A 26114-nucleotide genomic window follows, 5' to 3' on the forward strand; every position below is an offset into this window, starting at 1 on the left:
CCCGCTTCGGATACGGGCCCACCTCGACGTTTTCGGTGCTCGGCGTACCGGAGTACGCCTGTGCGCCGAAAACGCCGATCTGGGCCCGTCTCCTGTGCGGGCGAGCATCGCTCTGGCGGCGGTATACAGCGAATTAGGAGAAGAGATTCATGAGACGAGCTTTGATTTTTGTGCAGATGTTGATCGCGGCGATTTTGACGCTGTCGGCGCATGTTGCGCGGGCGGAGGCGCCTGGCGTTATCCGGGTGGCATTTGCGGGGGTGGGGATCGGGAACCGGCCTTTTGTGGGCGGTAGCAGCTTGAGCGTGGTTCACGCGCGGGGGCTCCTGGAGGAGGAGTTCAAGAAGGACAATATCAAGATCGAGTGGTCCTTCTTCAAGGGGGCCGGGCCCGCGGTCAACGAGGCGTACGCGAACCGGCTGCTCGACTTCGCGCTCCAGGGAGATCTGCCGTCGAGCATCGGCAGGGCAGGGGGGCTCAAGACGAAGCTCCTCGCGGGGGTGTCGACGAGGCAGCATACGTACCTCGCCGTCCCGTCGGACTCGTCGATCGCGTCGCTCGCGGACCTCAAGGGGAAGAAGGTCGCCCTCTTCAAGGGCACGAACCTGCAGCTCGCCGTCAACAAGATCCTCGCGGGCAGCGGGCTGTCGGAGCGCGATCTCCGGATCCTCAACATGGACAGCGCGACCGCGAAGGCGGCGCTGGCGACGAGGGACATCGACGCCGCCTTCGGCGGGTACGACCTGCTCACGCTCCAGGATCAGGGGGTCGCCAAGATCGTCTACTCGACGAAGAACGACTCGCCGGCCTACCTGCGGCACGCCCACCTGATCGTCACCGAGGACTTCGCGAACAAGTATCCCGACATCACGAGGCGCGTCGTCAAGGTCGTCGTGCAGGCCGCCCACTGGATCGCGCAGAACGAGGCCAACCCGGCGCCGATCTACCAGCTCTGGTCCAAGTCGGGGGTGCCGTACTCGAACTTCAAGGCGGACCAGACGGGCGACTCGCTCAAGGTGCGCGCGAGCCCGCTGTTCGATGAATACCTGATCTCCCGCTACAAGGCGGCCGCCGCCGACGCGAAGCGGTTCGGCCTGATCAGGAGCACGTTCGACGTCGACTCCTGGATCGATCTGCGGTTCCTGAACGCGGCGCTGAAGGAGCTGAACCTCGAGGGCTACTGGCCCGAGTTCGACGTGAACGGGAAGGTCAAGCACCCCGGGAGGTCATGAGAGGAGAGCGCGCGGCGAAGGGGCCTAGCGCAGGGCGGAACGCCACGAGAGAAAGGCAACCAAGATGACGCAGCAGGGAATTCAAGAAAGCCAGACCCAGGCCGGCTACAAGCTCGCGGCGCCCGACGTGGCGCTGCCCGCGGGCGGCGCCTCCCGGCTCCTGTCGCGGAAGGTGGGCAACGTCGCCGTGGGGCTCGTCTTCCCGGCGGCGCTCCTCCTCGCGTGGAGCTACGCCTCGCAGCGCGAGCTGATACCGGCGCAGATCCTGCCCGCGCCAGGGCTCGTCGTGCAGACGCTGACCGAGCTCGCGAGCTCGGGCGATCTGCACACGAACATCGCCATCAGCCTCGGTCGCGTCCTCGGCGGCTTCGCCGCGGGCGGCGCGGCGGGCCTCGCGCTCGGCATCGCCATGGGGCTCTCACGGCGGATCGAGGAGCACGTCCACCCGCTCTTCAAGGCGCTCGCGCAGGTCCCCGCGCTCGCGTGGCTGCCGCTCGTCATGATGGTGGCGGGGATCGGCGAGTCGCTCAAGCTGATCCTCATCGCGCAGGCGAGCCTCATCCCCGTGGCGATCAACACGTTCGAGGGCATCAAGAACGTGCCGAGATCGTACATCGAGGTGGCCCGGGTCTTCCGCTTCAGCCATGCTCAGCTGCTCCGGAAGGTCGTGCTCCCCGCCGCGGTGCCGTCCATCGCCGTCGGCGTCCGTTACGGCCTGACGCAAGCGTGGCTGTCGCTCGTCACGGTCGAGCTCCTGGCCTCGTCCGAGGGCGTCGGGTTCCTGATCGTCTGGGGCCGCCAGCTGTTCCAGCTCGACGTGGTGCTCGCAGCGATCCTCGTCGTGGGGATCGTCGGGCTCGCGCTCGACAAGGGGCTCGAGGCGATCGAGGCCCGCCTCCTCCGCTGGCGGCGCGCCGCCCTCTAACACCTCACAGAAGAACCCACACGATGAGCGCCATCACCCATGCTCTGATCCAGCCGCGGCTGCGGCGCGGCCTGGTCCTGCCCGTCCTGCTGTTCGTCGCGTGGCTCGTGGTCTGCCGCTACGAGCTCGCCAATACCCGCATCCTGGTCCCGCCGCTCGCGGTCTGGAAGGCCGCGAGCGCGCTGCACGAGAGCGGCGATCTCTGGACACACCTGCGCGCCAGCCTCGTCCGGGATCTCCTGGGGCTCGCGCTCGGGATCGTCGCGGGCGGCGCCGCCGGCGGTCTGCTCGCCGTCTCGCGCACCGCCGACAAGCTGTTCTCACCGAGCTTCCACGCGGCGAAGCAGGTCGCGCTGTTCGCGTGGATCCCGCTCATGTCGGTGTGGCTCGGCGTGGGCGAGCAGGCGAAGATCGCCTTCATCGCGCTCTCCGCCTTCTACCCGGTCGTCGTGAACACCTATGAAGGCGTGCGCAGCGTCGGTGTCGAGCACATCGAGGTGGCGCGGGTGCTCCGCTTCTCGCGGTGGCAGACCCTCCGCAAGGTCATCCTGCCGTCCGCCGCGCCGTCGCTCTTCGCGGGCGTGCACCAGGGCCTGATCTACGCGTGGCTCGGCACGCTCGGGGCCGAGTACCTGCTCGAGCCCGCCCCCGGGATCGGCAGCCTGATGGTGGACGGGCGCGAGCGCTTCGCCATGGATGTCGTGCTGGTCGGGCTGATCGTGTCCGGCCTCGTGGGCTTCGGCCTGAACGCGCTGGCCAAGGCCGCGGAAGACCGCCTGTTGCGATGGCGCGTCCGCGGCGTGTGAACGTCGTCAACGTCGCCAACGTCTGATTCCGTCTGCTTCATCTGCTTCGAGGAGGAACTCATGGGCTCGCCTGGAGTCATCAACATTCGTGATGTCAGCAAGAAGTACGTGGTCAAGGACAAGCCCCTGGAGGTCCTCCGGGGGATCGGCCTGACCATTCACCCCGGCGAGTTCATCAGCGTCGTGGGCACGAGCGGTTGCGGCAAATCGACGCTCCTGCGGCTCCTCGTCGGGCTGGACGGCGACTACGAGGGCGACATCCTCGTCGGCGGCGCGCGCGTCGAGGGGACGAGCCTCGATCGGGGCATCGTCTTCCAGGAGCACCGGCTCTTCCCCTGGCTCACCATCGAGCAGAACGTCGCGCTCGGGCTCGAGAGCTCGGCGTGGACGCACGCCGAGAAGGCCCGCGCGGTCGACGAGCACCTCGAGCTCGTGGGCCTGTCCGGGTTCAAGCGGGCGTACCCGCACCAGCTCTCCGGCGGGATGGCCCAGCGGGCGGCGATCGCGCGAGGGCTGGTCAACCGGCCGGGCATCCTGCTGCTCGACGAGCCGTTCGGCGCGCTCGACGCGCTGACCCGCGCGAAGCTGCAGCAGGAGCTCCAGCGCATCTGGCAGGAGGAGAAGATCACCATGATCCTCGTCACGCACGACGTCGAGGAGGCGGTGTTCCTCGGCGATCGCGTCGTCGTGCTCGAGCCCCGGCCCGGGAGGATCAAGCAGGTCGTCCCCGTCAGCGCGCCGCGCCCGAGGTCCCGCACCGATCACGAGATCAAGGCCCTCGTCGACGAGGTGCGCGGCCACCTCCTCGAGGCCTAGCGCGACGGATCGAGGCGCAGCGTGACGGAAGGCCCGAAGCCATCTGGGACAACCGGCGGGGCCGCGCCAGAGAAAGATCTCTGGCGCATGGCAGGGCCATCCGTTATAATGGACGAACCATCCGCTATCATGGTGAGTTAAGCCCGATGACGATGCCCTTGCTCACGCTTCCCAACACGAGCTCGTTGGCCCTTTCTGTGCGCGCCAAGGCGCTTGTCTTCGAGGATCCGCGCTCGCAGGCGATCCTCGATCGGATCCGGCAGCTCTCGCCGAGCGACGCGACGTTGCTCGTGACGGGGGAGACCGGCACGGGCAAGGAGATCGTGGCCCGTCACATCCACACGCTGAGCCACCGGCGGGGGCGGCCCTTCGTGGCGGTGAATTGCGGCGCCTGGTCGGAGTCCCTCGTCGAGAGCGAGCTGTTCGGCCACGAGAAGGGCGCCTTCACGGGGGCGACGACCTCGAAGGCCGGGTGGTTCGAGGCCGCGGACGGCGGGACGCTGTTCCTCGACGAGATCGGGGATCTGTCGCTGCCGCTCCAGGTCAAGCTGCTCCGCGTGCTGCAGGAGCGCGAGGTGGTGCGGCTCGGCTCGCGCCAGCCGATCCCGATCGACGTGCGGCTCATCGCGGCGACCAACGTGAACCTGGAGGAGGCGGTGATCGCGCGGAAGTTCCGCGAGGATCTCTTCTACCGGCTCAACGTGGCGACGCTCGCGCTCCCGCCGCTGCGCGAGCGGCCGGGCGACATCCTCCCGCTGGCGCGCTACTTCCTCGAGCTCTACGCCCACCGGCTCGGCTCGGGGCCGGCCGTGCTCACGGCGGAGGCGACGGCGCGGCTCCTCGGGCACCCGTGGCCCGGGAACATCCGGGAGATCGAGAACGCGATGCACCACGCGCTCCTGGTCTGCAAAGGCCAGGAGGTCACCCCGGCGGATCTGCGCCTCACGGCGCTCCTGCCGAAGGCCGGGGCCAGCGTTCCTCCGCCGGAGGAGGGGGCGACGGGCGCCGTGTCCCAGGTCAGGCCGACGCCGCAGGCGACGGCGCTGGAGGGCGCGCTGCTCGCGCTGTTCGAGCAGAACCTGCCGAACCTGCACGAGCAGATCGAGGAGACGATCATCCGGACGGCGTACCGCTACTGCGATCGCAACCAGCTCCAGACGGCCAGGCTGCTCGGCATCAGCAGGAACATCGTGCGCGCGCGGCTCGCGCAGTTCGGGGAGCTGGCGCGCTACCGGGCGTCGCGCGGCGGGGCGGCGGCCGCCGCGTTCGGGCGAGGGGAGGCGAGCACCGCGCCGCGCGCCCCGGGGACGACCTGAGCGAACGCTGAGCGCGCGCCAGCTCGGCTGTGCGGGGCACGCTGGCCCGGCGGACGCGGTGAGGCGAGCGAGGCCGGCGGGGGCGCCTCAGGAGCGCGACGGGGAGGCCGGCCGGGGGCGACCCGGCGTGCGGGGGCGAGCCTTGACGGCCGGGGTTCTGAGCCCGAGGGCCTCTCGCACCGTCTTGGCCGTGGCCGCCTGCGCGATCCACCGATCGAGCTTTGCCGCGTCCGCGCAGGCCCGGATGCGCGTCTCGTCGTCCTGCGAGGGGGAGAGCCCGCGCGCCCGCAGCAGCGTGAGCAGCGCGTCTTGCCGGCCCTTGGCCTCGCCCTCGGCCCGGCCCTTGGCCTCGCCCTCGGCCCGGCCCTTCTTGCGTCCCTGTGCTTCGAGGAAGAGGCGGAGCTTCCGGGCAGCGGGGGTCTCCGGGATCTTGTCGGGGTTCATCGATGCCTCCCTGAGGAGCTCCAGCATCCGCTCGCTGAGCACGGAGAGGATCGCACGCTGCTGGGCCCGTCGCAACGCGCGTGGCAACCGCTCGGTCAGCTCGAATGCCCGCTCGACGACGGCGCGTGCCCGAGGCCCATGGCGGTGCTGCATGGCCCAGGCCGCGAAGAGCGCGAGCTCCGGGTGGCGCTCGTCGAGCAGCGCCTTGCCCTCGGCGTGGCCGAGGTGGAGCACGACCGGCTTGAGCTGGAGCAAGGTCCCGAGGCGCGTCCGCACGCCGGGCTGCTCACGCAATGCGACGATCAGGACCTCATGCGGTGTGCTCGGCACGGCGCGTGACTACGCCGAAAGAGGCGTGACCGGTCAAGTTCTGTTCGCCCTCCCGCGCCCACTCCACTGCAGCGCTCGGGGGCACGCAGAAATCCAAATGGGCGCATCGACCGGCGCGTAATCAAACAATCCGCCAACGGCGCGCCTGCCTCGCTGGACTCGCAACACAACCTGATGGATCGCGCCGCACTGGCCGCAACGGCAAATAGCCATGCTCCTTTTTCCTGCCGTCGTCGGGCGCCGCGGCATTGCGAGGAACCTGGGCCCGGCGCCTGTCTCGGCAACCAACGGGTCGCATGCGCGCCGTGCGGCGGACGCGGCGGTCGGCGAGCGGGCTACCGCGGCGGGGCTTCGCAGGCCCGTCGCGTCACCTCGTGGCGGTAGTCGAACATTCGCTCCAGCTTGCGCCGGACGAAGAGGCCGCCGCCGAGCTGGCCGAGCGCGCCGAGCGGGAGCTCGTACTCCACGCGGTCCGTGAGGTAGCAGCCGCCCGAGCCGTCGGGGTCCATGCGGTGTGTGTGCACCCAGCGCTTGAACGGCCCGCTGCGCTGCGTGTCCTGGAACATCCGCCCCCGCTCGTACTGCGTGTGCTCCGCGACCCAGCGCAGCGGGACGGGGCCGACGCGCGTCTCCACGACCACGCGCGCGCCGACGAGGATGCCGCCGGTCTTCTCCAGCACGCGCGCGTGCTCCCAAGGGGGCGTGAGGCGCTCGAGGGCGTCGGGCTGCTCGTGGAAGGCGAAGACCCGCTCGGGGGGCGCGGCGATGCGCGTGCGCTTCTCGAAGATGGGCATGGCGCGAGGATGGATCGCGGCGCGCAGTCGCGCCCGCGCGGCGTGCAGCGCTCGTCATGGGCTCGTGCCTGCATCCCGGAAGAGAGCGATCTCCACCGCTCCCAGACCGAGAGCCAGTGCGAGCGAGTCGCTTGACCTTCATGAACCCCCATGATTTCATGGCATCTCATGCGAGCTGGTGCGAAAGGTGGAGTTCATCGAGCCGGTGCGGTGGCGATGGTCGCCATCGGCCTGGTCACCGGCTGCGGCCAGATTCTGGGCCTCGATGAGTTCGTCGATATCGCCGGCCGCGGCGGCGACGCGGGAGCGGGCGGCAGCGGATCGACGTCGTCCGTCGGGGGTGACGGCGGCTCCGGAGAGCCGCCGTCGGTGCCCGTCCTGCGCCTCCCGAAGAACGATGCCTATCTCGGCGCCCTGCGCAAGAGCGGCTCGAAGCGACCCCGGTTCGTGTGGGAGGCCTCCGTGTCGCCCACCGACGCGCCCATCGAGTACGAGCTACAGTACAGCGCCGATCCAGATATGACGGACGCGATCTCGGCCACCACGGAACACACCGAGTTCCAGCCGGAGGAGGATCTGCCGATAGCGCTCCTGCCGCCCGTCGGGCGGCGCTATTACTGGCGCGTGCGCGCCTGCTCGCGAGACTCCTGCTCGGAGTTCTCGCGGGCGCGATGGATCAACGTCGGCCGAGCCAGGTGCGATTACAACGCCGATGGCTATGACGATATCGCTATAAGTGCATACAGCTTCGTGGCCGAGAATGCGATCTACTTCTACTATGGGGCGCCTCTTGAGCAGCTCGGCATGGACGACGATGGCCTGGTGTTCAGCCCGAACGGCCGGAACGATGGTTTCGGGATGTCCCTGTCGTGCGCGGGCGACGTGGACGGCGACGGCTATGCCGATGCGCTGACGGGAGCAACCTATAACGATAAGGCATACATTTACCGCGGTGGTGGCGGCGATCGGTTCAGGGCAGACTACGAGACACTCGAAGGGATCTCGGCGCTGGGTGAGCTAGGTCCCTACGTCGCTTCTGCCGGTGATGTCAACGGAGATGGGTTCGGCGATGTGCTCGTCTCGGGAACCGGCTTTTCTGAGCCGACCGCTTACGTGTACCTGGGAGGCTCGGCAGAGCTCGACGGGCCGATTGCGCTAGAGTTTGGTCAGAGCGTGGAGAGCGCAGGCAGCGTTGGTACGATGGTGTCGTCGGCCGGCGACGTCAATGGCGACGGATTCTCGGATGTCATGGTGTTGTTCTACTCGTCCAACGGCGACGTCGTGCGCATTTACCATGGGAACCCCGGCAAAGGGTTCGATACCACACCCAAAGTAGAGCTGGTCGATCCGTCCGGTGGCTCGAGGTTCGCAAGGTCGCTCGACGCCGCTGGCGACGTCAATGGCGACGGCTTCGGCGACGTCATCCTCGGGTCGTACGAGACGAGCCACGCGTACCTCTACCTCGGCGGACCTCAGGGGTTGAGCTCCGCGCCGGACGTCACGCTCGCAGGCGACGACGCGTTCGGCATCACCGTTGCTGGGGTGGGCGATCTCAACAACGACGGGTTCGACGATTTCGCCGTCGCGGACCGCTCCCCGAAGGTGCTTGTCTACCTCGGTGGCAATGAGTCGGAGCTGGACGAACCGGATACGGCCATATACAGAGACGCCATCGAAGACAGGACTGGACAGCGCCTTGGCTCTCCCGGTGATATCAACGGCGACGGGTACTCGGATCTCACGATCGCCATCACGGAGGAGAACATCGTCTATTTGTATCTCGGTGGTTCGGTCATCGCAGATCCCAAGGTCGAGGACACCTCGATCTCACAGCCGCCGGGGGACAGAGAGTTCGGCTTCGCCGTGGCGCACCGCTGACGCGAGCCTGGGCGCCTCTCCGCTGGAGCTCACCCGCCGCCCGCGCGGGGCGCGCTCGCGGGCGCACGATCAGAACGCCCACGACCAAGTAACGATCGCCGGCTCCGCCCCCGGCTCCTGCGGCAGCGCGCCCGCCGCAAACCGCGTCCTGGTCGGCTGGATCGGGTGAATCGCTGCGAGCGCGAAGCCCGTCACGTGGCCCAGGATCATGCCGGCGCCGACGTCCTGCCACGAGTGCGCGCCGGCGCCGATCCGCAGCGCCATCGTCACCACCGTCGCCGCCTCGGCGAGGGCGAGCGCGCCCAGGCGCGGCGCGGCGTCGCCGGTCGTGCGCAGCGCGAGGTTGAGGCGCACGCCCGCGATGGCCGCGACCGGCGTCGTGTGGCCCGACGGGAAGGCGTCGAAGTCGAGATCGGTGTCCCCGCATCGGTCCGTCCGCCACGAGCGCGGCCGGCACCGGCCCGACAGCCGCTTGACCATGCTCGAGAGGCCTGTCGACAGCGCCGCCGCCTCGAGCTCGATCAGCGACGTCCTGAGCGCCCGGGAGAAGGGGTGGGGGACGCCGGCGCCCGCGAGGTAGCTGCCCTCGAGGGCGTACCCGCTGCCGAGCTGGAGCAGCGTGCCCGCGGCGGCGCCGGTGATGTCGCTGGCGAGGCCGAGTGTCTCGTTGCGCTCCTCGCTGGAGGCTGCGCCCCACGCGGAGCGGCGCTGAGGCAACAAGTACGTCGCCAGCGAGGCGGTGCAGGCCGCGATGACGGCCACCTCGCCCGCCGGCGCCCCGAACGCCCAGTCCGGGGCCGCCGGCCCCGCCTGCGCGGCGGCGGGCGCGCTCCACGCCAGCGCGCACACGCAGGCGAGCGGCGCGGCGTACCTCACGGCTTCTTCGCTGCGGGGGGCGCCGTGGGCTGCGCGGGCGCCGCGGGCTTCGCAGCCTGGGGCGCGGCGGGCGCCGACGGCTTGCCGGGCGCCGACGGCTTGCTGGCCGCCGCCGCCGGTCCGGCCGCCACGCCTGGCGCCTTCTGCACGATGACCTCACCGAGCTGCAACGCCGAGAGCTGCTCTCCGACAGCGCCGGCGTCGCCCACCAGGACGACCCGGAGCTGCTCGGGCACGAGGTACTTCTGCGCGACCCGCTGCACGTCCGCGGGCGTGATGCGCTGGAGCCTCGCCGGTCGCGTCGCGTACTCGTCGAGCGGCAGATCGTAGACCGCGAGGCCCGCGATCGTCGACGCGGTCGCGTCCGCCGTCTCGAAGCGCGCCGGCAGCTGGCGGATGAGGTTCGCCTTGGCGTCCGCGAGCTCCTCGTTCGTGACGGGCTCCCTCCGCATCCGGTCGATCTCCGCGAAGATCTCCCTCACGGCGGGGCCCGTGTTCTCCCGCACGATGGCGCCGCCCGCGGAGAACGGGCCCGCTCCGTGGCGCATGTCGAAGCCGGAGCGCGCGCCGTAGGTGTAGGCGTGCTTCTCGCGCAGGTTCAGGTTGAGCCGGCTCGAGAACTGCCCGCCGAGGAGCGTGTTCATCACGAGCAGCGCGTCGTAGTCCGCCGTCGCGCGCGGCACGCCCGGCAGTGCCACCGTCACGGTCGACTGCGTGAGCCCCGGCCTGTCGACGACGACGACGCGCGGCGCGCCCGCGGCGAGCGCCGGCGGATCGGCGGGGATCGCCGCCTTGGCGGGGGCGGGCGGCGCGGAGGCCGGGCCCTTCCAGGCGCCGAAGACCCGCTCCACCTCCTTCACCGCGTCGGCCTTCGTGATGTCCCCGGCGATGGCGACGGTCGTCAGCTCCGGCCGGAACTGCGCGGCGTGGAACTTCGCCAGGGCGCCCGCCGTGATCTTCTTCAGCGCCGCCTCGGTGCCGATCAGCGGCGCGTTGTACGGGTGGCCCTCGGGGTAGAGGACCCGGGCCTGGGCGATGGAGAGGAGCGACGCGGGGCGATCGTTCATCTCGGCGAGCTGGGTGATGCGGCGCGACCGCTCGCGCTCGATCTCCGCCGGCGCGAAGGCCGGGTTCATGTACGCGTCGCCGAGCAGCGTGAGCATCTCGCCGAACCGCGGCGTCACGCTCTGGCCCTGCACGCCGCCGCCGTCGAAGCCGACCGCGGACGAGAAGCTCGCGCCGAGCTTGCCGAGCGCGTCGCTGAGCGCGAGCGCGCTGCGGGTCTTGGTGCCCTGCATGAGCATCGCGCCCGCGAACGCGCCGACGCCCGGCTCGGCCTGATCGGCGCCGCGGACGGTCGTCACGTCCACGGCGACGATCGGCAGCTCGTGCCGCTCCACGACGAGGACGCGGATCCCGTTCGCGAGCTTCGCCTCCTCGATCTGCGGCGGCCGGAAGACCACGTCCGGCCCCGGGGGAGGCGGCGATTTGCGGAAGTCGTCCGCCGCCGCGGCGGCGGGCGGCGCCGCCGCGGGGGGCTGCGCGCCGGGGGGCGCGGGGGGCGGCGTCGACGTGACCGGAGCGCAGGCGGCGAGCGCCACGGCTGCGAGCGAGGCGGAGACGGTTCGTTTCATGCGCATGGGCTCAACCCCCCTTCGGCGCGGCCGGGCCGGCCGCAGGCTTGTCGACCGCGGGCTTGTCGCCAGCGGGCTTCATGAGGGCCGGCGCGGCCGCCGGCTTGTCGGTCGCCGGCGCGGCCGCGGGCTTCGCGCCCGCCGGCGCGGCCGCGGGCGCCGCGACCGCGGGCTGCACGCTCGCCGCTGCCGACGGCGCCGCGGTGGTGGGCTTCGCGCCCGCCGCCGCGGGCGTCGCCGCCCCGGTCTGCTTCACGAGGCGCCCGGCCTTCGGAGCGCCCGGCTTCGGCGTGACGAGGGCGATCACGCGCCTGCCCTGGGGCAGGAGATCCGCGGTCGCCTTCTGCAGGTCGGCGGCGGTGGCCTTCTCGTACCTGGCCACGTCCCTCGGGAAGTACCCCGGATCGCCGGTGAGCTGGTTGTAGTTGTTGATGGCGTTCGCGCGGGCCGTCACCTGCTCCATGCTGAAGACCAGCTCCGAGAGCACCTTGGCCTGGGCCCGGTCGTGCTCGTCCTGCGTCGGCGGCGCCTTGCGCAGCCGCTCGAGCTCGGCGTCGATGAGCTTCAGGGCCTGCTCGGGCGACTTGCCCTTCTTCAGCGTCGCCGTGATCTGGAAGGTGCTGGCGAGCTGGCTCGATTGCTGGAACGCGAAGACGTCCTGCGCGATCTGGAGATCGTACACGAGCTTCTTGTAGAGGCGGCTCGTCTTGCCCGAGGCGAGGACGTTGGCGACGAGGTCGAGCTCGGCGTCGCCGGGCGCGAAGCTCGGCGGCGTCACCCAGCTGATCGTCACGCGGGGCAGCTCGACGTCCGCCTCGATGTCGAGGCGCTTCTCGGTCGCGAGGTCGCCGGGGTCGGGCTTCGTTGCCACGGGCGGCGGGGCGCCCTTCGCGATGGGGCCGAAGTACTTCTGGATGAGCTCCTTCGCCTTGTTCCGGTCGATGTCGCCCGCCACGACGAGGGTCGCGTTGTTGGGCACGTAGAACGTCCGGAAGAAGGCCTTCACGTCGTCCATCTGCGCCGCGTCGAGATCCTCGGGCGTGCCGATGGTCAGCAGGTGGTAGGGGTGGCTCTCCGGGAACAGGGCCGCGCGGACGAACTGCGGCACGAGGCCGTAGGGCGCGTTCTCGTAGTTCTGGCGGCGCTCGTTCTTCACGACGTTGCGCTGGCTCGTGAAGGTCGCGTCGTTCGCGTGGTCGAGCAGCCACCCCATCCGGTCGCTCTCCAGCCAGAGCACCAGCGCGAGCTCGTTGGCGGGGACGGTCTCGAAGTAGTTGGTGCGGTCGCTGTTCGTCGTCCCGTTGCGCTCGCTCGCGCCGGCCCGCTCCAGGTACTTGAAGAACATGTCCTCGCCCACGTGCTTCGAGCCCTGGAACATGACGTGCTCGAACAGGTGCGCGAAGCCGTTCTTCCCCCGCGGCTCGTCCTTGGAGCCGACGTGGTACCACACGTTGACGGCCACGACGGGCGTGCGGTGATCCTCGTGCAGGACCACCTCGAGCCCGTTCTCCAGCGTGTACTTCTCGACCGGGATCGCGACGCTCACGCTGGTCGCCGCCGCCGCGGGCTGCGCCTTCGTCGCGATCGGCGCCGCCGCCGCGGGCGTGGGCTTGGCCGCAGCTTGAGCCGCCGCAGGCTGCGCCGGCGCTGCGGCCGGGGGCGCGGCGTAGGCGGGCAACGTCAGGCCGAGCGCGGCGACGAGCGCGCTGGACAGGGACGAGAGCGCCCGGAGGCGCGTCCGTTCGGACCGGTGGTGGGCTCGCATGGGCGCGGTTTTAGCGCAGATTGCCCGAGGTCGAGCGCAAACTTCGCTCGTGGAATGGGGGCGCGGCGCTGTGTGTTCACGCCCCGCGGCGCGCCCCTGTCACTGGAATGGCGTGACGAAGATCTGGTACGGCCCGAAATCCACCGGAGTACGCCCCTTCACGGTGATGGCGCCGAGGCTCCCTCCCGGTCGTGCCCCGTAAATCCGGGAGTTCACGCCCTCCCTCTCGCCCGCGCATGCGCTGAGCGGGCCGAAGCACTCGATATTGATGGGATTGCATGCGTCGTCCGCGGTCTTGATCGTCATCGGGAAGTCGGTCAGGCCGCACGAGGACACCACGGTGGACATCCCCGGGCAGACGGGGACATAGAACGTCTGCTCAGGGCTGCTCGCGCCGCACAGGGAGCTGGGAGGGATCGGCGCCCCGGTGGTGTCGCCGCTGACGAGGCCGCTGCCCGAGATGACCCCGGCCCTCTCGCCGAGGCACGACGCGCGCTGGAACCTGAGGCGGACCGTGCCGAGCGCCTCGGGGTGCGCTGCCTTGACCACGACCGTGTACGTCCCGGCCGGGAGCCTGGCCGCGAAGTGCGCGCCCGGCGCGGCGTCGCCGCAGCTGCTGGCCGCGCAGCCGACGGGGGGGCCGCTGCACCCGTCGCCCTCGAGCACCGCGAGCGCCGTGTCGACGTCCGACGCCAGGGTGCCGAGGTACACGACCTCGTCGGACGGGAGCGTGAACCGGAAGAACACCTCGCCGCCGCTGCCGCCGCACGGCAGCGCGACGTCGGAGGTGTTCCCGGCCGTGATCTCCGCCGCGTAATCCATCGAGCCCGCCAGCTCCCCCGGCGTCTCGCAGCTGTCGGCGCCCGGGATCGGCGCGCAGCCGTCGTCCGGGACGCCGTTGCAGTTCTCGTCGACCGCGTTGCCGCACACCTCGGGCACCGGCGAGGCGCACCCCTGGCCCTCGCAGCCGTCGTCGGGCAGCCCATCGCAGTCCTGGTCCACCGCGTCCCCGCAGATCTCCGGCTCGGGCTCGCAGGGCGCGAACGCCGGGACGTGGACGGGCACCTCGACCACGTTGTTCTCGATCGCCTGCTCGGCGATCGCGCCGACCGGGTTGACGGTGACGCGGAGGGTGTAGTCCCCCTCGGGCACGTCCGTCACGTCGACCCACTGGCACGGCGTGCCGACGTCGTAGGTGTCGGCCCAGCCCGCGCTCAGGAAGTTGCACCCCATGCCCCCCGAGGTCGGGTAGCCGCGCGGCGCGGGGGACGAAGGATCGAGGGGCTCCATGTCGACGAGGCAAAACGCCTGCTTGTGCCCCAGGGAGACGACCTCGCCCTCCGCGTCCACCAGCCTGTAATCGGTGAAGTCCAGGAAATGAAAGTGCTGGTGGCACTGCGCATACTCGAAGAGCGGGCTGTTGAACTCGGGGCCGGGGTCGAGGTGGCCGGGCCCTGCGTTCTCGACGCGCCCCTCGAACTCGAGGAGATGCCGCCGGCCGGGGCCGCCGATGCACCTTTCCATGAGCTCGCAGGCGTCTCTGGGGAACGTCTGGTACGAGAACCGGATCGTGTCGACGATGCGCTGCCTGTCCGGGCGCAGGTCGGGCACGATGCAGACGCCGGCCTCGCACGCGTGGCCGCTGGGACAGCACGCGCCGCCGCAGATCGCGCCGTCGCAGGCGGGGTAATCGACCGGGAGGACGATCGTGTTGTTGTCGAAGCGCGCCTCGGCGACGGTCCTGTTCGGGTTCACGGTGATCTCGAGCTCGTAGAGCCCGGCCGGGACGCCGGTCACGTCGAGGGCGTTGCACGCCACGGTGCCGGGCTGCTCGACGTGCTCTCCCGGGCCGAGGCCCTGCGCGCCGCAGCCGTACTGGCCGCCTGGCATCGCGACGCAGCGCGCGTCGAGCTCGGCCTCGGCGACAACCGCGCCGCCCTGGCTGAGGCGCGCGCGGAAGAAGCGCGGGACGACGTAGCTGCCCTCGCAGAAATTCGGCTCGAAGACGTCGCTCTCCGAGGGCACGCCGAGGTCGAGCGGAACGTCGCCGGCGTTCTCGAGCGAGACGTGGAAGCGCATGAGCGCCCGCCGGCCGCTCGCGCCGAAGCACCCATGCAGCAGCTCGCACGCGTCCTCGTCCACGCGGACCGTGGCGAACGTGACCGGCTCTCCTCGCTCCGGGGGCCCGAGCACGAGGTCCGCCGCCTCGCAGCCGCCGCGCACGCACGTGGCGCCGGGGCTGCAGCACGCCGCGTCGCCGCAGGCGCGCGCCTCGTCGCACGCGGCGGCGCAGCCCGACGGCTTGCCCTCGGCGTCGATCTGACACCGCGCGCCCCCGGGACACACGATGTCCGAGCCGGGGCAACGGACGCTCCCGGACACACCGCCGTTGCCGGAACCGCCGTCTCCCGCGCTGCCGCCTCCCGCCCCGCCCGAGGGCGGTCCGCCATCGCCGCAGGCGGCGGCCGTCAGGAGGGTTCCCACCAACAGCGTTCTGACAAGCTTCTTCATGGTCACCGGGCGAGGACGATTGAGGAGCGGCGTGGATCGGGCGGTGTCGCGTCGCCGCTGCGCACAGCGAAGCAAGGCCCGCATCGTAGGCGCGCGGGCGGTCGAAAGCAGCTCGAGCGCGAGGCCACGCAACATTCCGACCGTCCCTTTGCGGGATCTCTCGGTGCCTGGCGCGCCCGGGTCGGGCGCGAACAGCGTATTTCGCTCGGTTCACCGGCGGAGCGTGTACTCTCGCCGACATGGCTCCCGTCGTCGTCATCACCGGTGCATCCAGCGGAATCGGTCGATCGCTCGCGTTCTCCTGGGCGAAGCGCGGCGCGCGCGTGGTGCTGAGCGCGCGCGGGCGGGACGCGCTCGAGGGCGTCGCCTCGGAGGTGCGCGCGGCGGGCGGTGACGCCCTCGCGGTGGCCGGCGACGTGACCGTCGAGGAGGACCGCAAGGCGCTCTGCGAGCGGGCGCTCGGCGCGTACGGCCGGCTGGACGTGCTGGTGAACAACGCCGGGCGCGGCTATTACACGCCGTCGATCGAGATCGATCCCGCCGAGCTCGAGGCGCTCTACCGGCTGAACGTCGTCGCCCCCGTGCGCCTCGCGCAGCTGGCGATCGAGCCCCTCGCGGCCACGAAAGGCACCCTCGTCATGGTCTCCTCGATCGCGGGGCTCGTCGCGGCGCCGCGGATGGGCCCGTACGCCTCGTCGAAGTTCGCGCTGGAGGCGCTCGCGATGTCGCTCCGCGCGGAGCTCTCGTCGCGCGGGGTGCGCGTGCTCGTGGTGCGGCCGGGGCCGGTCGAGACCCCGTTCCACGCGAACGCCGTCGTGACCGACGACAACGTCGGCTACCGCCCGCCCGGCCACAAGAAGCAGAGCCCGGACGAGGTCGCCGAGATGATCGTGCGCGCCGTCGATGCGGGCCGCGACGTCCTGGAGACGAGCCTGTTCGTGAAGACCGCGAGCCTCGCCGCCCGCGTGGCACCCGGCCCCATGCGCTGGCTCTCGAAGCGGATGGCGCGCCGGTCGGGGTTCTGAGCCGAGGGCGCCCCTCCCGCGCCGGGACGCCGAGCGGGCCGAGCACCCGAGCCAGCCGAAGGGAGGTGGGGGCGGGGAAGGGGCGCCCGGAGCGAGCTCCGCAAGGCGGGGGCTCAGAGCGAGCGCAGGAAGGCGACCACCGCGTCGCGATCTCCCGCGGGGAGCGCCATGAAGCGCTGCTTCGCGGCGTCCGCCTCGCCGCCGTGCCACAGGATCGCCTCGACGACGTTCCGCGCGCGGCCGTCGTGCAGCAGCTGGGTGTGGCCGTTCACGGCCTCGAGCAGCCCGATGCCCCACAGCGGCGGCGTCCGCCACTCGCGCGGCCCCGCGAGGTGGTCGCTCGTCGACGTGTCCGCGAGCGCTTCTCCCATGTCGTGCAGGAGCAGATCGCTGAAGGGCTGGATGAGCTGATCCCGCAGCTCGACGAGCGGGTGGCGGCTCCCGGTCTTCATCGAGGGGACATGGCAACTCGCGCACCCTGCCTGGCTGAACAGCGCCTCGCCGCGCTGGACGGCCGGGTCCGCCGTGTCGCGGCGCGGCGGCACGCCCAGCATGCGCATGTAGACGGAGAGCCTGTCGAGATCCTCGTCGGAGAGCTCGGGATCTCCGCGTGTGCCGGCCTGACAACCCGTCTGCGCCTCGCCGCACTCCTCGACAGGGAACAGGCTCGTCGTCACGCCCATGTCCGCCACCAGCGCGTCGGCGACCTGGTGGGGCACGCTCACCTTGCCCGCCTTCCAGCCGAAGCGCCCCATCCGCGTCACCCCTGAGACCGGGTCCGGGATCAGGTTCGGACGGCCCGAGATACCGTCCTGATTGCAGTCCATCCCGTCTGCGCGCTCGAGCAACGCGTCCTCTGCGATCGCCTCCAGAAGACCCATGCCCACGAGCGGGCGTGCGACGCGGACCGAGTAGCTCGCGATCGGCCCTGCGGAGAGCCCGTCGAGGCGGAACGTGGGCTTTCGCAGGACGTACGGCGTGCCATCGGGGAACTGCCCGGGCTCCTCGGTATAGGCCACGGTGGCCGTACCCTCGCTTTCGACCCCGCCCTGCGCCTTGTCCTGCAGCTGCCGGCCGTAGCTCGGGTCGGCGGCGGGCCCGCCGTCCGCGTTCGCGCCTGCGCCGAACAGCTTCACGACGGCGGTCTCCATCGCCTCGCCGGGCTCGGGCGGGGCGCCGCGACCGTTGTTGATATGGCAGCCCACGCACGCCGCCTGGTTCGAGAGCGGCCCCGCCTTGCCCGCGTGCTCGTCGAAGACGGGGTTACCGCCCTCGCTGTGCTCGCCGGTGGCAAAATCGGTATGGAACAGGCGGCGCCCCTCGAGGAAGGGCTGGATAGAGCTCTCCTGGATGTTGAGCGCCATCTGCTCGTAATAGAGATGAGGCTCCTCGTAGATGTACGGTATCGTCCCGTCGCCGCCCGACAGGGCCGCCTCGTTCGGCTCGTTGAACGGCGTCAGCTCGCCGCTCCCGACGCGGTAGCGGAACGTGTCGCTGTAATAGCTCGTCCTCCCCTCGACGGTGCCCGCGTCAAGGAACACGCCGAACTCGAACTCCAGCAGATCTCCCGCGCGGATCTCCCTGCTGTCCCTGGCGTTGCGATCGACGACGAACTCCCAGTGGGTGCTCGTGATGCGCTCCATGCCGTTGTTCGAGTCGAACACGTTGCCCTCGCCCGAGTACCAGCAGCGGAAGTTGATGGTCTGGTTGAGCGATGCGTTGGCTTTGGGGAGCCAGGTGAACTTGACGGTGCTGCCGCCCGCCGGGATCGTGTCCTCGACGATGAACTTGTAGCTCCGGTTCTCGAAATAGCGCGGCTGGTACGGGCTGAACTCTTCCTCTTTCTCGTGGCGCCCGCGCACGCGCCCTGCGGCCTCGAGCGTGATCGTCCCATCGGCGGCCGTCGTGGTGATCGGCTTGCCCGCCGTCGCCGAGGGGAACAGCGGGGAGATATCGCCGTCCACGCCGGAGCACTCGCCGGGATCGACCTCGCCGCCGTCGCAGGCCGGCGCGGGCGGCGCTCCCGCGGAGAAATAAGCGAAGATCGCCTCGATGTCGGCCGTCGCGATCTGCTGCTCGCCGAAGGCCGGCATGCGCGCGTCCTCCGTGCGCCCCGTGCGCACCTGCGCCGTGAATTCTTCCAGGGTGCCCTCGAAGGCGAACAGATCGGGAAACCCGCCGGCCGGCTTGCCGTGGGCGCTATGGCACCCGCCGCAGTTCAGCGCGAACGCCTGCGGCAGCGCTGGCCCGTCGCTCGTCTCCTCGCAGGGCGGCGCGCCTCCCGGACCGCCCCCGTCGCCCGGTGAGGGCGACTCCGGCGAAGGCGACCCGTGCGAGGGAGATGCGGGCGACGGGTCGCTCGAGCACCCGAGCTCTGCTGCGCAGGTCACGAGCAGCCCGAGCGCGACATGGAGACCCCCGGACACCAACCGACATGAGCGGCTTTCGAACATCGCGTTTCGACCTCCGGTGTGAGCCCATCCATCGAGACCGTGATCCGCCGAGCTACCGCAGGATCTCCTCGAGGAGCGCGTTCGGCACGCCGCGGCGATCCTCGCCGAACGACGCGACGCCCAGGTTGTAGTACTGGTTCATGATGGTGAACCACAGATCGCGGAGCTGGCGATCCTGGCCGAGGGGGCCATACGCGACGTGCGCGTCGTTCAGGAAGACGCCGTCGCCGCCCAGGAGGACGATGGGCAGATCGTACGCGTCGTGGTCGTGCGTACGCATCTCGCTCATGTAGACCATCACCGAGTGATCGAGCACCGTCCCATCCCCCTCGGGGATCGCGTCGAGCCGCTGCGCGAGCTGCGCTGTCTTCTGGCCGAGCCAGCAGTTGATGGCTGCGAAATCGAGGTTGCTCTCCTCGACGACCGCGTAGCGGCCGCCCTCGTCCGTGGCGCCCAGGTTGCCGGGGCCGTGCTGGCAGGAGTGATAATGGAGGCTGCTGCCCTCCCTGTACTCGAGTCCCACCTTCGCGCGGACGTCGGCCGGGATGCACCGGTACTCGAACTCGGAGCGCGCGTCGTCGAGCATGTGGGTGATCACGCGCGTCACGTCGCACTGAATGGCCATGACGATGAGATCGATCATGACGTTCGCGTGATCCTCGTGTTTGTACTCGCCCGCTTCCGTGCTGTCGTTCTCGTTGAGCCCCTCCTGCTGCCCCGGCGGCTCGGGGACCACGCCGGGCTGGCCGATCGGGCTGCAGCCCAGGCTCGACGGGGTCATCGTCGACTGGACGCGGGTCACGTTCTTCTCGGTCTCTCGCAGGGCGTCCAGGTACTGCTGGACGATCTTGCGATCGTCCGAGCCGACCCGGCCCATGAGCGAGTTCGCGTCCGCGAGCACCGCGTCGATGACGCTCTTCTCGGTCGCGGCGCGGCGCTCCGCCTCGATCCTGGCCTGCTCGTCGGTCTGCCCTGGCACGGAGGGCGCGCTCGCGGCGCCCGCGTTGATGAGCGCGTCGAACACCGCCTTCGGGTTGACCGAGCGCTTCAGCGGCTCGCTCGGGCTCTTCCAGGAGACGGCCTGATTGTAGGCGTAGCTGCGCCCGTCGAAGAAGCCGGGCTTCACCCCGAGCCCCGTCTGAAGCGACGGGATGCGGGTCGCCTGCTCCGGGCCTGCCTTCTGCACGATCAGCTGGTCGACCGAGACGCCGTTGCCCACCCACTCGCCGAGGTCCTGCCCGGCGGCCCTCCCGAGCTCATCGGCGTCCACGCAGGTCGACAGCGCGGCCATGCAGCGCGAGTGGGACGGCTCGAGGAACGCGTTCTGCTGCTTGCTCCACGTGTGGTTGCCGAGGCGGCTTATCATGAGCATCTTCGACTTCACCGGCGCGAAGTGCTCGAGCACCCTCGGCAGCTTGAAATCGGCGCCCCTCAGCGTCTTGCCGAACGCGGGCGCCGTCTCCCACCAGTGGTGGGGCGCCCCGTTCGGGAAGGTGCAGAGCAAGAAGCGCTTGGGCGTGCCGGGCTCCCCGCCGCGCGCGGTGCGCGGCGCGAGGCTCTCGAGAAACGGCAGCGCCAGGCAGACGCCCGCGCCGCGCAACAGGTTCCTGCGTGTCATTCCGCGTTTCATGTGCGCATCGCTCCTTCGTGCCTGGTTCCGTGAGGAAACAACGCCTGCGGCTTCACTTCGCCCCGACCTTCGCCGCGCGGAGGCGGAACGCCTCGCTGGTCACCACCTGCTTCACCAGATCCGCGATCGTCCCCTTCTCCCAGCGCGCGGCGATCGCCTCGAGCGCGCCCCTGTCGCCGCCGCTCGGGCGCCGGCGCAACGCATAGGTGAAGAGCTGCTCGGAGGGGCAGATCCCCAGCTGGGGGTCCTTCTGGAGCTCCGGGATGAGGCCCGAGATGTCCTGGAACTTCGCGCCCCCGTACTCGCCAGTCGCGTCGACGGCGTCGCCGTTCGGGTACGCGGTCCGGTAGGCGCCTATCGCGTCGAAATTCTCGAGGCTCAGCCCGATGGGATCGAGGACATCATGGCAGCCCGCGCAGTCGGGCGACTCGCGGTGCTTCTCGAGCTTCTCGCGGACGTTGTCGACGGCGCCCGTGTCGCCTCCCGCGGCCTCGAGCTCCGGGATATCCACGCCGGCGGGAGGGGCCAGCTCGGCGCAGTAGAGCTGCGCCAGGATCGTCTTCGCGCGCGACGTGGGGGAGGTCCGATCGGCGCGGGAAGACAGCGTGAGGAACGCGGGGAGCGTGAGGAACCCGCCGCGCCCGGCCCCGGGGTCGTTCGCGTAGAGCGGCGCGAGCAGCGGGCTCTCCGGGTGGGGCGCCGTGAGGAACTCGGACCACGGCCGCTCGCCGGTCGTGAAGCCGGTGAAATAGGCGTTGGCCTGGTCGATCATCGCGCCCTTCATCTCGTCGTTCCAGCCCGGGAACATCGCTGTGTCGACGCTGTGGCTCGGGAGCGTGCGGGTCCCGAGCCACTGCCCGAAGAAGTTCTGGAAGAACGCGGCGCTCTTCGGGTCGGCCAGCATGCGGTCCACCTGCTCCCGGAGCTCGTCCTCGGTGGCCAGCGCGTCGCCCTCTGCGGCGTCGAAGAGCTCCTCGTCCGGGAGCGAGCTCCAGAGGAGGTACGAGAGGCGCGACGCGATCTCATGGCCGCCGAGGGCGCCCGGCGATCGCTTCGAGTCGGGGCCGACCTCGATCCGCAGGAAGAAATTCGGGGACGTCAGCAGGCTCCGGACGACGTGCTGCACCGCCTCGACGGGGGACATCTCGAGGGTGGTGACCGCGTCGTCGTACTGCGCCGCGTACCGGTCGACCTCCGCCGCCTCGAGCGGGCGCCGGAAGGCGCGCAGCCCGAAGCGCTCGATGATCTGGCGCGCGCACGCGTCGTCCGCGCCCGCGCCCTCCGCCGGGTCGCACACGAGGATCTGGGCGCGCTGCGCCTCGTTCGAGAACGCGTCGGCCGCCAGGTTCTTGGCGGCGTCGTAATACCCCTGGACGAGGACCTGCGAGAGGCTCGAGAGCGCGCTGGCGTTCGCGTCGAAGCCCTTCGCGCCGGAGGCCGGGAACCCGTCCGCCGGCCGCAGGCGCGTGCCCAGGAGGTGGGCGACGGTGTTGTTGTACTCCGATGCTGTCATGTGGTGCAAAGGCATCCCGCCTGGCGCGACGGCGGCGTCGTCTCCCGGTTCCTGCCCCGGAGCGTCATCACCTCCGAGGATGCCAGTGCACGAGACGCTCAAGAGACATCCCCCGGCGACGAGCCAGGGACTCGCGAACACTCGGTCAAGTCGGCACATCATGGTCGGCTCCCGCGTGTGGAATCAGCACTCTCCCCCTCGTCGCCGGAGCGCGCGCCTTTCGTGATCGAATCGACCGCACACCCGCGCTACGATCCGCCTGTGTCGTGCGCGCGGAAGACTACGATGATGGTGCTGCTCCTCGGCCTGTCCGGATGTGGGGCAGATATGGATATTGCGGTGGGCCGTATGACTCCGACGTCGGTTGTGGGCGGCGGCGGGGAAGGTGGTCGTGGCAGCGGGGAAGGGGGGCGTGGTGGTGGGGCGCTGAGCGGCGGTGAGGCGGGAAGCGGCGGCGAGGCGGGCGGCGGCGGGGAGGGGGGCGGCGGCGCGGCCCCCTGCGATGCGCTGCCGTCGCTGGCTCATCGGTACACGTTCGACGAGGTGGGGGCGGTCGTCGCCGATACGGTCGGCGGCGCCGACGGCGAGATCTTCGGCGGCGCGAGCCTCGACGGCGGAGGGGTGCTCACCCTCGACGGAGAGGACGACTACGTCGAGCTGCCCGCGGGTCTCCTCTCGGGGCTCCGCGACGTCACCGTCATGGTCTGGGTCGCCCGCAACGGCGGAGGGGCGTACCTGCGCGTCGTCGACTTCGGCATCGGCAGCACAGGGGAGAATCCCGTCGAAGGCGACTCGAGCGTGGGGCGGTCCTACCTCGTCATCACCCCGTCGACGGGCTTCGACCCGCCGGGTATCGCAGCGCTCGCGAGCGACAGCGGCGCCGCGGGCCAGGTGCAGGTCACCACCGCGCCCACGCTCGATGACGCCGAGATCCATCAGCTCGCCGCGGTCTTCGACGGCGCGGCAGGGACCCTTTCGCTTTACCTCGACGGTGCGCTGCTCGGCAGCACGCCGGTCGGCTTTCCGCTCTCGGCGATAAAGGACGCGAACAACTGGCTCGGGCGGTCCCAGTTCGATCAGGATCCGTATTTCGGAGGGCGGTACGACGAGCTGCGCCTCTACCGCGGGGCGCTGGCCGGCTGCGCGATCGAGGCCGCGTGGCGCGCCGGCCCGGAGTTGCCCTGAGGCTCAGAAGGCGAGAGCGAGACCGAGGCGCGCGCTGAGGCCCGCGGCCGGGGGGCGGTAGACGATGCCGTCGAGGTTCTCGACGACGAAGCGGGGCCGCCTCAGCGGGACGACGGCGTGCAGCGCGCCCTCGACGCTCACGGGAGCGGCGATACGCCATTCGAGCAGCGTCCCGAGCCCTGCCGCGAAGATCGGCGTCGTGAGGGTGAAGGGCTCGTCGACGTCCCGCCCCCTGGAGCGGAGCCAGTGCTGGCGGCCGAGCGCGCAGACGTAGACGCGGATGGGGCGCTCGAGCGGGAGCGCGCACGCGTCGACCTCGAGGAACCAGAGCCGGAACTCGGCGCCTGCAGCCTGCCCCGCGATGTGGCTCGAGCTCGACGGCACCACGCCGGCCGCGCCGTCCACGCGGAACCAGCCGCTGCGGATCCCGCCGCCCGCGGCGAGCCCGACGCCGATCGTCGGGACGAGCGCCTGCTCGATCTGCGCGCTCACCCAGAGCGCTCCCTCCACGTCGCGCTCGTTCGCGGCGGACGGCCGCGCCGCCGCGGGAGGTGGGCGGCGCGGCGTGGGAGGCGGCGGGCGCGGCGCGCTGGCGGCGGGGGCGGCGATCGCCTGGGGCGGCGCGGGCTGCGCGGCGGCGCTCCGCGCGACCGCGTCGGGATCGATCGACATCGCGACGATCAGCGCCGCTGCCCGCGACATGGACGCGCAGTCGTCGCCACGGATCACCCGCTCGCCCGGCGCCGGCGCGCGGATGCGCAGGTCGAGCCGGTAGCGCTCGTGGCGCTCGCGAGCGATCGCGATCTCGACCTCGATCGGCTGGCGCTGCTCCGACGTCCCCAGCAGCCGGGCGATCTCGCTCCGGACCTCGTCGATCGGCGGGCACCCCGCCGGCGCTTCCCAGCGGAGATCGATGGTGCGCGGCTCGGCGGGCGCCGCGAGCGCGCGCGCGGGCAGGAGCCCTGCCGCGGCGATCAGCGCCGGAACGATCGACGGCGCATGCGCCCACCTCGAGACGTGCACCCGCGCACTCTACTCCTCCTGTTCCTCCTGTCCGCACGCGGCGCGCACGCGCGTCGCGAGCGGCGAGCCCGGGCTCTTCGCGAGCAGCCTCGCCGCGATCGCCCTGCCGGACGGCGCGCGGCCGGAGCGGCAGAGCGCGATCGCGCGCGACGCCTCGCGCTCGGTCGACAGCACGCCCCGCGGGTACCGGCTGGCGTGCTCGTCGAGCTTCGAGAGCGCCTGCGCGAACTGGCCCGCCTGCAGCGCCTGCTGCGCGTCGCGGAGCAGGGCGATCTCCGCGTCGAGCCCCTCGGAGCCCTGCCTCGCGGCGGCCGCCGCCCGGGGCGCGCGCGACGCCGTCACGCGCGCCCCGGCGGCCGCCGGGGGCGCGGCGCTCGGCTCGGCGGGCGCGCCGGACGCTTCGGGAGCGTCGGCCTTGCTGGAGGCGCTCGCCTCGGCGGACGCAGGGGTCCCGTCGCTCGGGGCGCTGGAGGGCGCGGCGGCGCGCGCCGCTCGGGGCGCCTCGGCCGCGCTCTCCGCCGCCTCCTGCGCGCGTTGCGCACCGGGCGCCTCGCCCGGTGTCGGGAAGTAGAGCGCGGCCCCCGTCGCGAGGCTCACGACCAGCGCCGCCAGCCCGATCTTCATCGGGGCGCCGAGCAGCGTGATGGCCGCGCCTTTCGCGACCGCGGTGCTCGCGCCGGCGGCCATGCTCGCGGCGGCGGGGCCGACAGCGTGCGCGGCCGCGCCGGCGCTCGCGGAGCCGGCGGCTCCGGCGCTCTCGGCGCTCGCGGCCACGGCCGTGGCCGTGGCCGCCGTCCCTGCGAGGCCGAGCCTCGCCCACACGGCCGCGCGCGTCCGACGTCTGTCTTCGTCGGTCGGCTCGTCCTCGTCACGAAGGGCGTTCAGGAGCGCTCGCTCCCCGGTCCCCAGCTCATCCATTGCGGCCTCCTCGGATCCTGGCGTGGTGGCGGTGCACCGCGTCGGAAAACGCCTGTCGAGCGGCCCTCAGCCGCGCATACACGGTGTTGACGTTCACCCCGATGCCCCGCGCGATCTCCGCTGCCGGCATCTCTTCCAGCTCGGCGAGGAGGAGCACCACGCGCTTCTCCTCGTCGAGCGACGAGAGCAGCTCGTGCGCGACGCGCGCGGCCTCCGCCCTCGTCATGGCCTCGTAGGGGCTGAGGTTGCTCGGCCCCGCGAGCAGCTCGGGATCCACGGTCTCTCCTGTCCCGCGGTGGGCGGGGCTCTTGCGGCGCAGCGATCTCCGGTGCGTCTGCACGACGTTCACGACGATCCCGAAGACCCACGTCTTCAGCGACGAGCGGCCCAGGAACTCCGGGAGCCGCCGGTGCACGACGACGAACACCTCCTGGCACACGTCCTCGTGCGCCGAGGCGTCCACGCCGAGCCGGCGCACGGTCCGCCAGACGAAGGGGAACATCTCCTCGTACACCTCGGCGAAGTCGAGCGGCGCGGCCTGCACGCCGGCCGCGGGGACGGCGGCCACCGCGCCGGCGGGCGGAGGCGTCGAGGGAGCGACCACCGCGCGGGCCGTCACGGGCTGCGCTCCTCCTCGCAGGGCAGCGAGACGGTGAGCTCGCCGAGCGCGGTGAGCTCACCGCTCGCGCCGAGCAGGTTCACGTCGGGGATCGCGTCGGTCCTTCCGGAGAACCAGGCGCGCAGGAAGACGTCGGGGTCCGATTCGAGGAGTGGAACCGCTGCTCGCATGGTCGCCGCCTGCGCTTCGAGCGACCGATCGTCGCTCGTCTCCTGGATATTTCCAGTGCCGCCGCCCCCGGTCGCGTCTGGGGGGAGCGTTTCCTCCACACATGCCACGGCGAAGCGGATCCCGAGCAGGGGGCTGATTCCGCAGCGGAGGGCTTGACGAGCTCGGCGCATGGATCGAGGGGCTGGTGACCGGAGCCGCCGCGTTCCGTGAAGAAAAGTGGAGGGACGGGGGGCGACGTTCATCGGGCGGT

General features: G+C 71.2%; 21 protein-coding genes. 8 read left to right on the forward strand and 13 right to left on the reverse strand.

The annotated features are described in order from the left end of the window. Nucleotides 1-149: 149 nt before the first annotated feature. From WME97_RS07050 to WME97_RS07070, 5 genes are all read left to right on the forward strand, one after another. Nucleotides 150-1232 carry an ABC transporter substrate-binding protein gene (locus tag WME97_RS07050; protein ID WP_437550501.1) on the forward strand — a complete coding sequence of 361 codons (1083 nt, stop codon included), beginning with the start codon at nt 150-152 and terminating at the stop codon, nt 1230-1232. Between the two features lie 64 nt (nt 1233-1296). Further along, on the forward strand, nt 1297-2157 hold the full coding sequence (locus WME97_RS07055; protein ID WP_437550503.1) for an ABC transporter permease: 861 nt from the start codon (nt 1297-1299) through the stop codon (nt 2155-2157). A gap of 23 nt (nt 2158-2180) precedes the next feature. Then, on the forward strand, nt 2181-2963 hold the full coding sequence (locus WME97_RS07060) for an ABC transporter permease (protein ID WP_437550505.1): 783 nt from the start codon (nt 2181-2183) through the stop codon (nt 2961-2963). A 60-nt stretch (nt 2964-3023) separates the two neighbouring features. Then, nucleotides 3024-3779, forward strand: coding sequence for an ABC transporter ATP-binding protein (locus WME97_RS07065; protein WP_437550507.1), 756 nt, complete (start codon nt 3024-3026; stop codon nt 3777-3779). A gap of 152 nt (nt 3780-3931) precedes the next feature. Beyond that, nucleotides 3932-5095, forward strand: a complete 1164-nt coding sequence (locus tag WME97_RS07070; protein ID WP_437555332.1) for a sigma-54 interaction domain-containing protein — start codon at nt 3932-3934, stop codon at nt 5093-5095. An 87-nt stretch (nt 5096-5182) separates the two neighbouring features. Here the strand turns inward: WME97_RS07070 and WME97_RS07075 are convergent, their stop codons facing one another. Together WME97_RS07075 and WME97_RS07080 are read right to left on the reverse strand one after the other, a co-directional pair. After that, a complete protein-coding gene (locus WME97_RS07075; protein ID WP_437550509.1) occupies nt 5183-5869 on the reverse strand; it encodes a hypothetical protein in 687 nt (228 codons plus the stop codon). Between the two features lie 335 nt (nt 5870-6204). After that, the gene (locus WME97_RS07080; protein WP_437550511.1) at nt 6205-6663 is read right to left on the reverse strand and encodes an SRPBCC family protein; all 459 of its coding nucleotides are present in this window, start codon (nt 6661-6663) and stop codon (nt 6205-6207) included. 216 nt (nt 6664-6879) lie between these two features. Between WME97_RS07080 and WME97_RS07085 the strand changes: the two genes are divergently transcribed. Next, complete coding sequence (locus WME97_RS07085; RefSeq protein WP_437555334.1) at nt 6880-8541, forward strand: FG-GAP repeat domain-containing protein; 1662 nt, start codon at nt 6880-6882, stop codon at nt 8539-8541. 69 nt (nt 8542-8610) lie between these two features. Here WME97_RS07085 and WME97_RS07090 read toward each other — a convergent pair whose 3' ends face one another. The 4 genes from WME97_RS07090 to WME97_RS07105 all read right to left on the reverse strand — a co-directional run bounded on the left by WME97_RS07090 (nt 8611) and on the right by WME97_RS07105 (nt 15327). Continuing rightward, the gene (locus tag WME97_RS07090; protein ID WP_437550513.1) at nt 8611-9417 is read right to left on the reverse strand and encodes a phosphatase PAP2 family protein; all 807 of its coding nucleotides are present in this window, start codon (nt 9415-9417) and stop codon (nt 8611-8613) included. Then, nucleotides 9414-11057 (reverse strand): M16 family metallopeptidase, encoded by a 1644-nt coding sequence (locus WME97_RS07095; protein WP_437550515.1) that lies wholly within the window; start codon nt 11055-11057, stop codon nt 9414-9416. Before WME97_RS07095 ends, WME97_RS07090 begins: the two co-directional genes overlap by 4 nt. A gap of 4 nt (nt 11058-11061) precedes the next feature. Beyond that, complete coding sequence (locus WME97_RS07100) at nt 11062-12816, reverse strand: M16 family metallopeptidase (protein WP_437550517.1); 1755 nt, start codon at nt 12814-12816, stop codon at nt 11062-11064. 99 nt (nt 12817-12915) lie between these two features. Next, entirely contained in the window at nt 12916-15327 is a 2412-nt protein-coding gene (locus tag WME97_RS07105) for a lysyl oxidase family protein (RefSeq protein ID WP_437550519.1), read from the reverse strand. Nucleotides 15328-15566: 239 nt separating this feature from the next. Here WME97_RS07105 and WME97_RS07110 point away from each other — a divergent pair, with 239 nt between their 5' ends. Next, nucleotides 15567-16352: an SDR family NAD(P)-dependent oxidoreductase gene (locus WME97_RS07110; RefSeq protein ID WP_437550521.1), complete on the forward strand. Its 786-nt coding sequence runs from the start codon at nt 15567-15569 to the stop codon at nt 16350-16352. Nucleotides 16353-16465: 113 nt separating this feature from the next. On the opposite strand, the gene WME97_RS07115 is transcribed toward WME97_RS07110, so the two are convergent. The 3 genes from WME97_RS07115 to WME97_RS07125 form a co-directional block, all read right to left on the reverse strand. After that, the gene (locus WME97_RS07115; RefSeq protein ID WP_437550523.1) at nt 16466-18778 is read right to left on the reverse strand and encodes a di-heme oxidoredictase family protein; all 2313 of its coding nucleotides are present in this window, start codon (nt 18776-18778) and stop codon (nt 16466-16468) included. Between the two features lie 79 nt (nt 18779-18857). Further along, on the reverse strand, nt 18858-20435 hold the full coding sequence (locus WME97_RS07120; protein WP_437550525.1) for a DUF1552 domain-containing protein: 1578 nt from the start codon (nt 20433-20435) through the stop codon (nt 18858-18860). Nucleotides 20436-20487: 52 nt separating this feature from the next. Continuing rightward, nucleotides 20488-21948, reverse strand: a complete 1461-nt coding sequence (locus WME97_RS07125; RefSeq protein WP_437550527.1) for a DUF1592 domain-containing protein — start codon at nt 21946-21948, stop codon at nt 20488-20490. A 348-nt stretch (nt 21949-22296) separates the two neighbouring features. Between WME97_RS07125 and WME97_RS07130 the strand changes: the two genes are divergently transcribed. Next, nucleotides 22297-23133 carry a LamG domain-containing protein gene (locus WME97_RS07130; protein ID WP_437550529.1) on the forward strand — a complete coding sequence of 279 codons (837 nt, stop codon included), beginning with the start codon at nt 22297-22299 and terminating at the stop codon, nt 23131-23133. A 3-nt stretch (nt 23134-23136) separates the two neighbouring features. Here WME97_RS07130 and WME97_RS07135 read toward each other — a convergent pair whose 3' ends face one another. The 4 genes from WME97_RS07135 to WME97_RS07150 are packed head-to-tail and all read right to left on the reverse strand — an operon-like array spanning nt 23137 to nt 25863. Beyond that, a complete protein-coding gene (locus WME97_RS07135; RefSeq protein ID WP_437550531.1) occupies nt 23137-24156 on the reverse strand; it encodes a hypothetical protein in 1020 nt (339 codons plus the stop codon). A 9-nt stretch (nt 24157-24165) separates the two neighbouring features. Next, nucleotides 24166-25074, reverse strand: a complete 909-nt coding sequence (locus tag WME97_RS07140) for a hypothetical protein (RefSeq protein ID WP_437550532.1) — start codon at nt 25072-25074, stop codon at nt 24166-24168. Beyond that, on the reverse strand, nt 25067-25693 hold the full coding sequence (locus tag WME97_RS07145; RefSeq protein WP_437550534.1) for an RNA polymerase sigma factor: 627 nt from the start codon (nt 25691-25693) through the stop codon (nt 25067-25069). The genes WME97_RS07140 and WME97_RS07145 overlap by 8 nt, the downstream gene beginning before the upstream one ends. After that, nucleotides 25690-25863, reverse strand: a complete 174-nt coding sequence (locus WME97_RS07150) for a hypothetical protein (protein ID WP_437550536.1) — start codon at nt 25861-25863, stop codon at nt 25690-25692. The genes WME97_RS07145 and WME97_RS07150 overlap by 4 nt, the downstream gene beginning before the upstream one ends. Nucleotides 25864-26114: the final 251 nt, after the last annotated feature.

This window comes from Sorangium sp. So ce367 (genome assembly GCF_051520455.1).
Classification (GTDB): domain Bacteria; phylum Myxococcota_A; class Polyangia; order Polyangiales; family Polyangiaceae; genus Sorangium; species Sorangium cellulosum_B.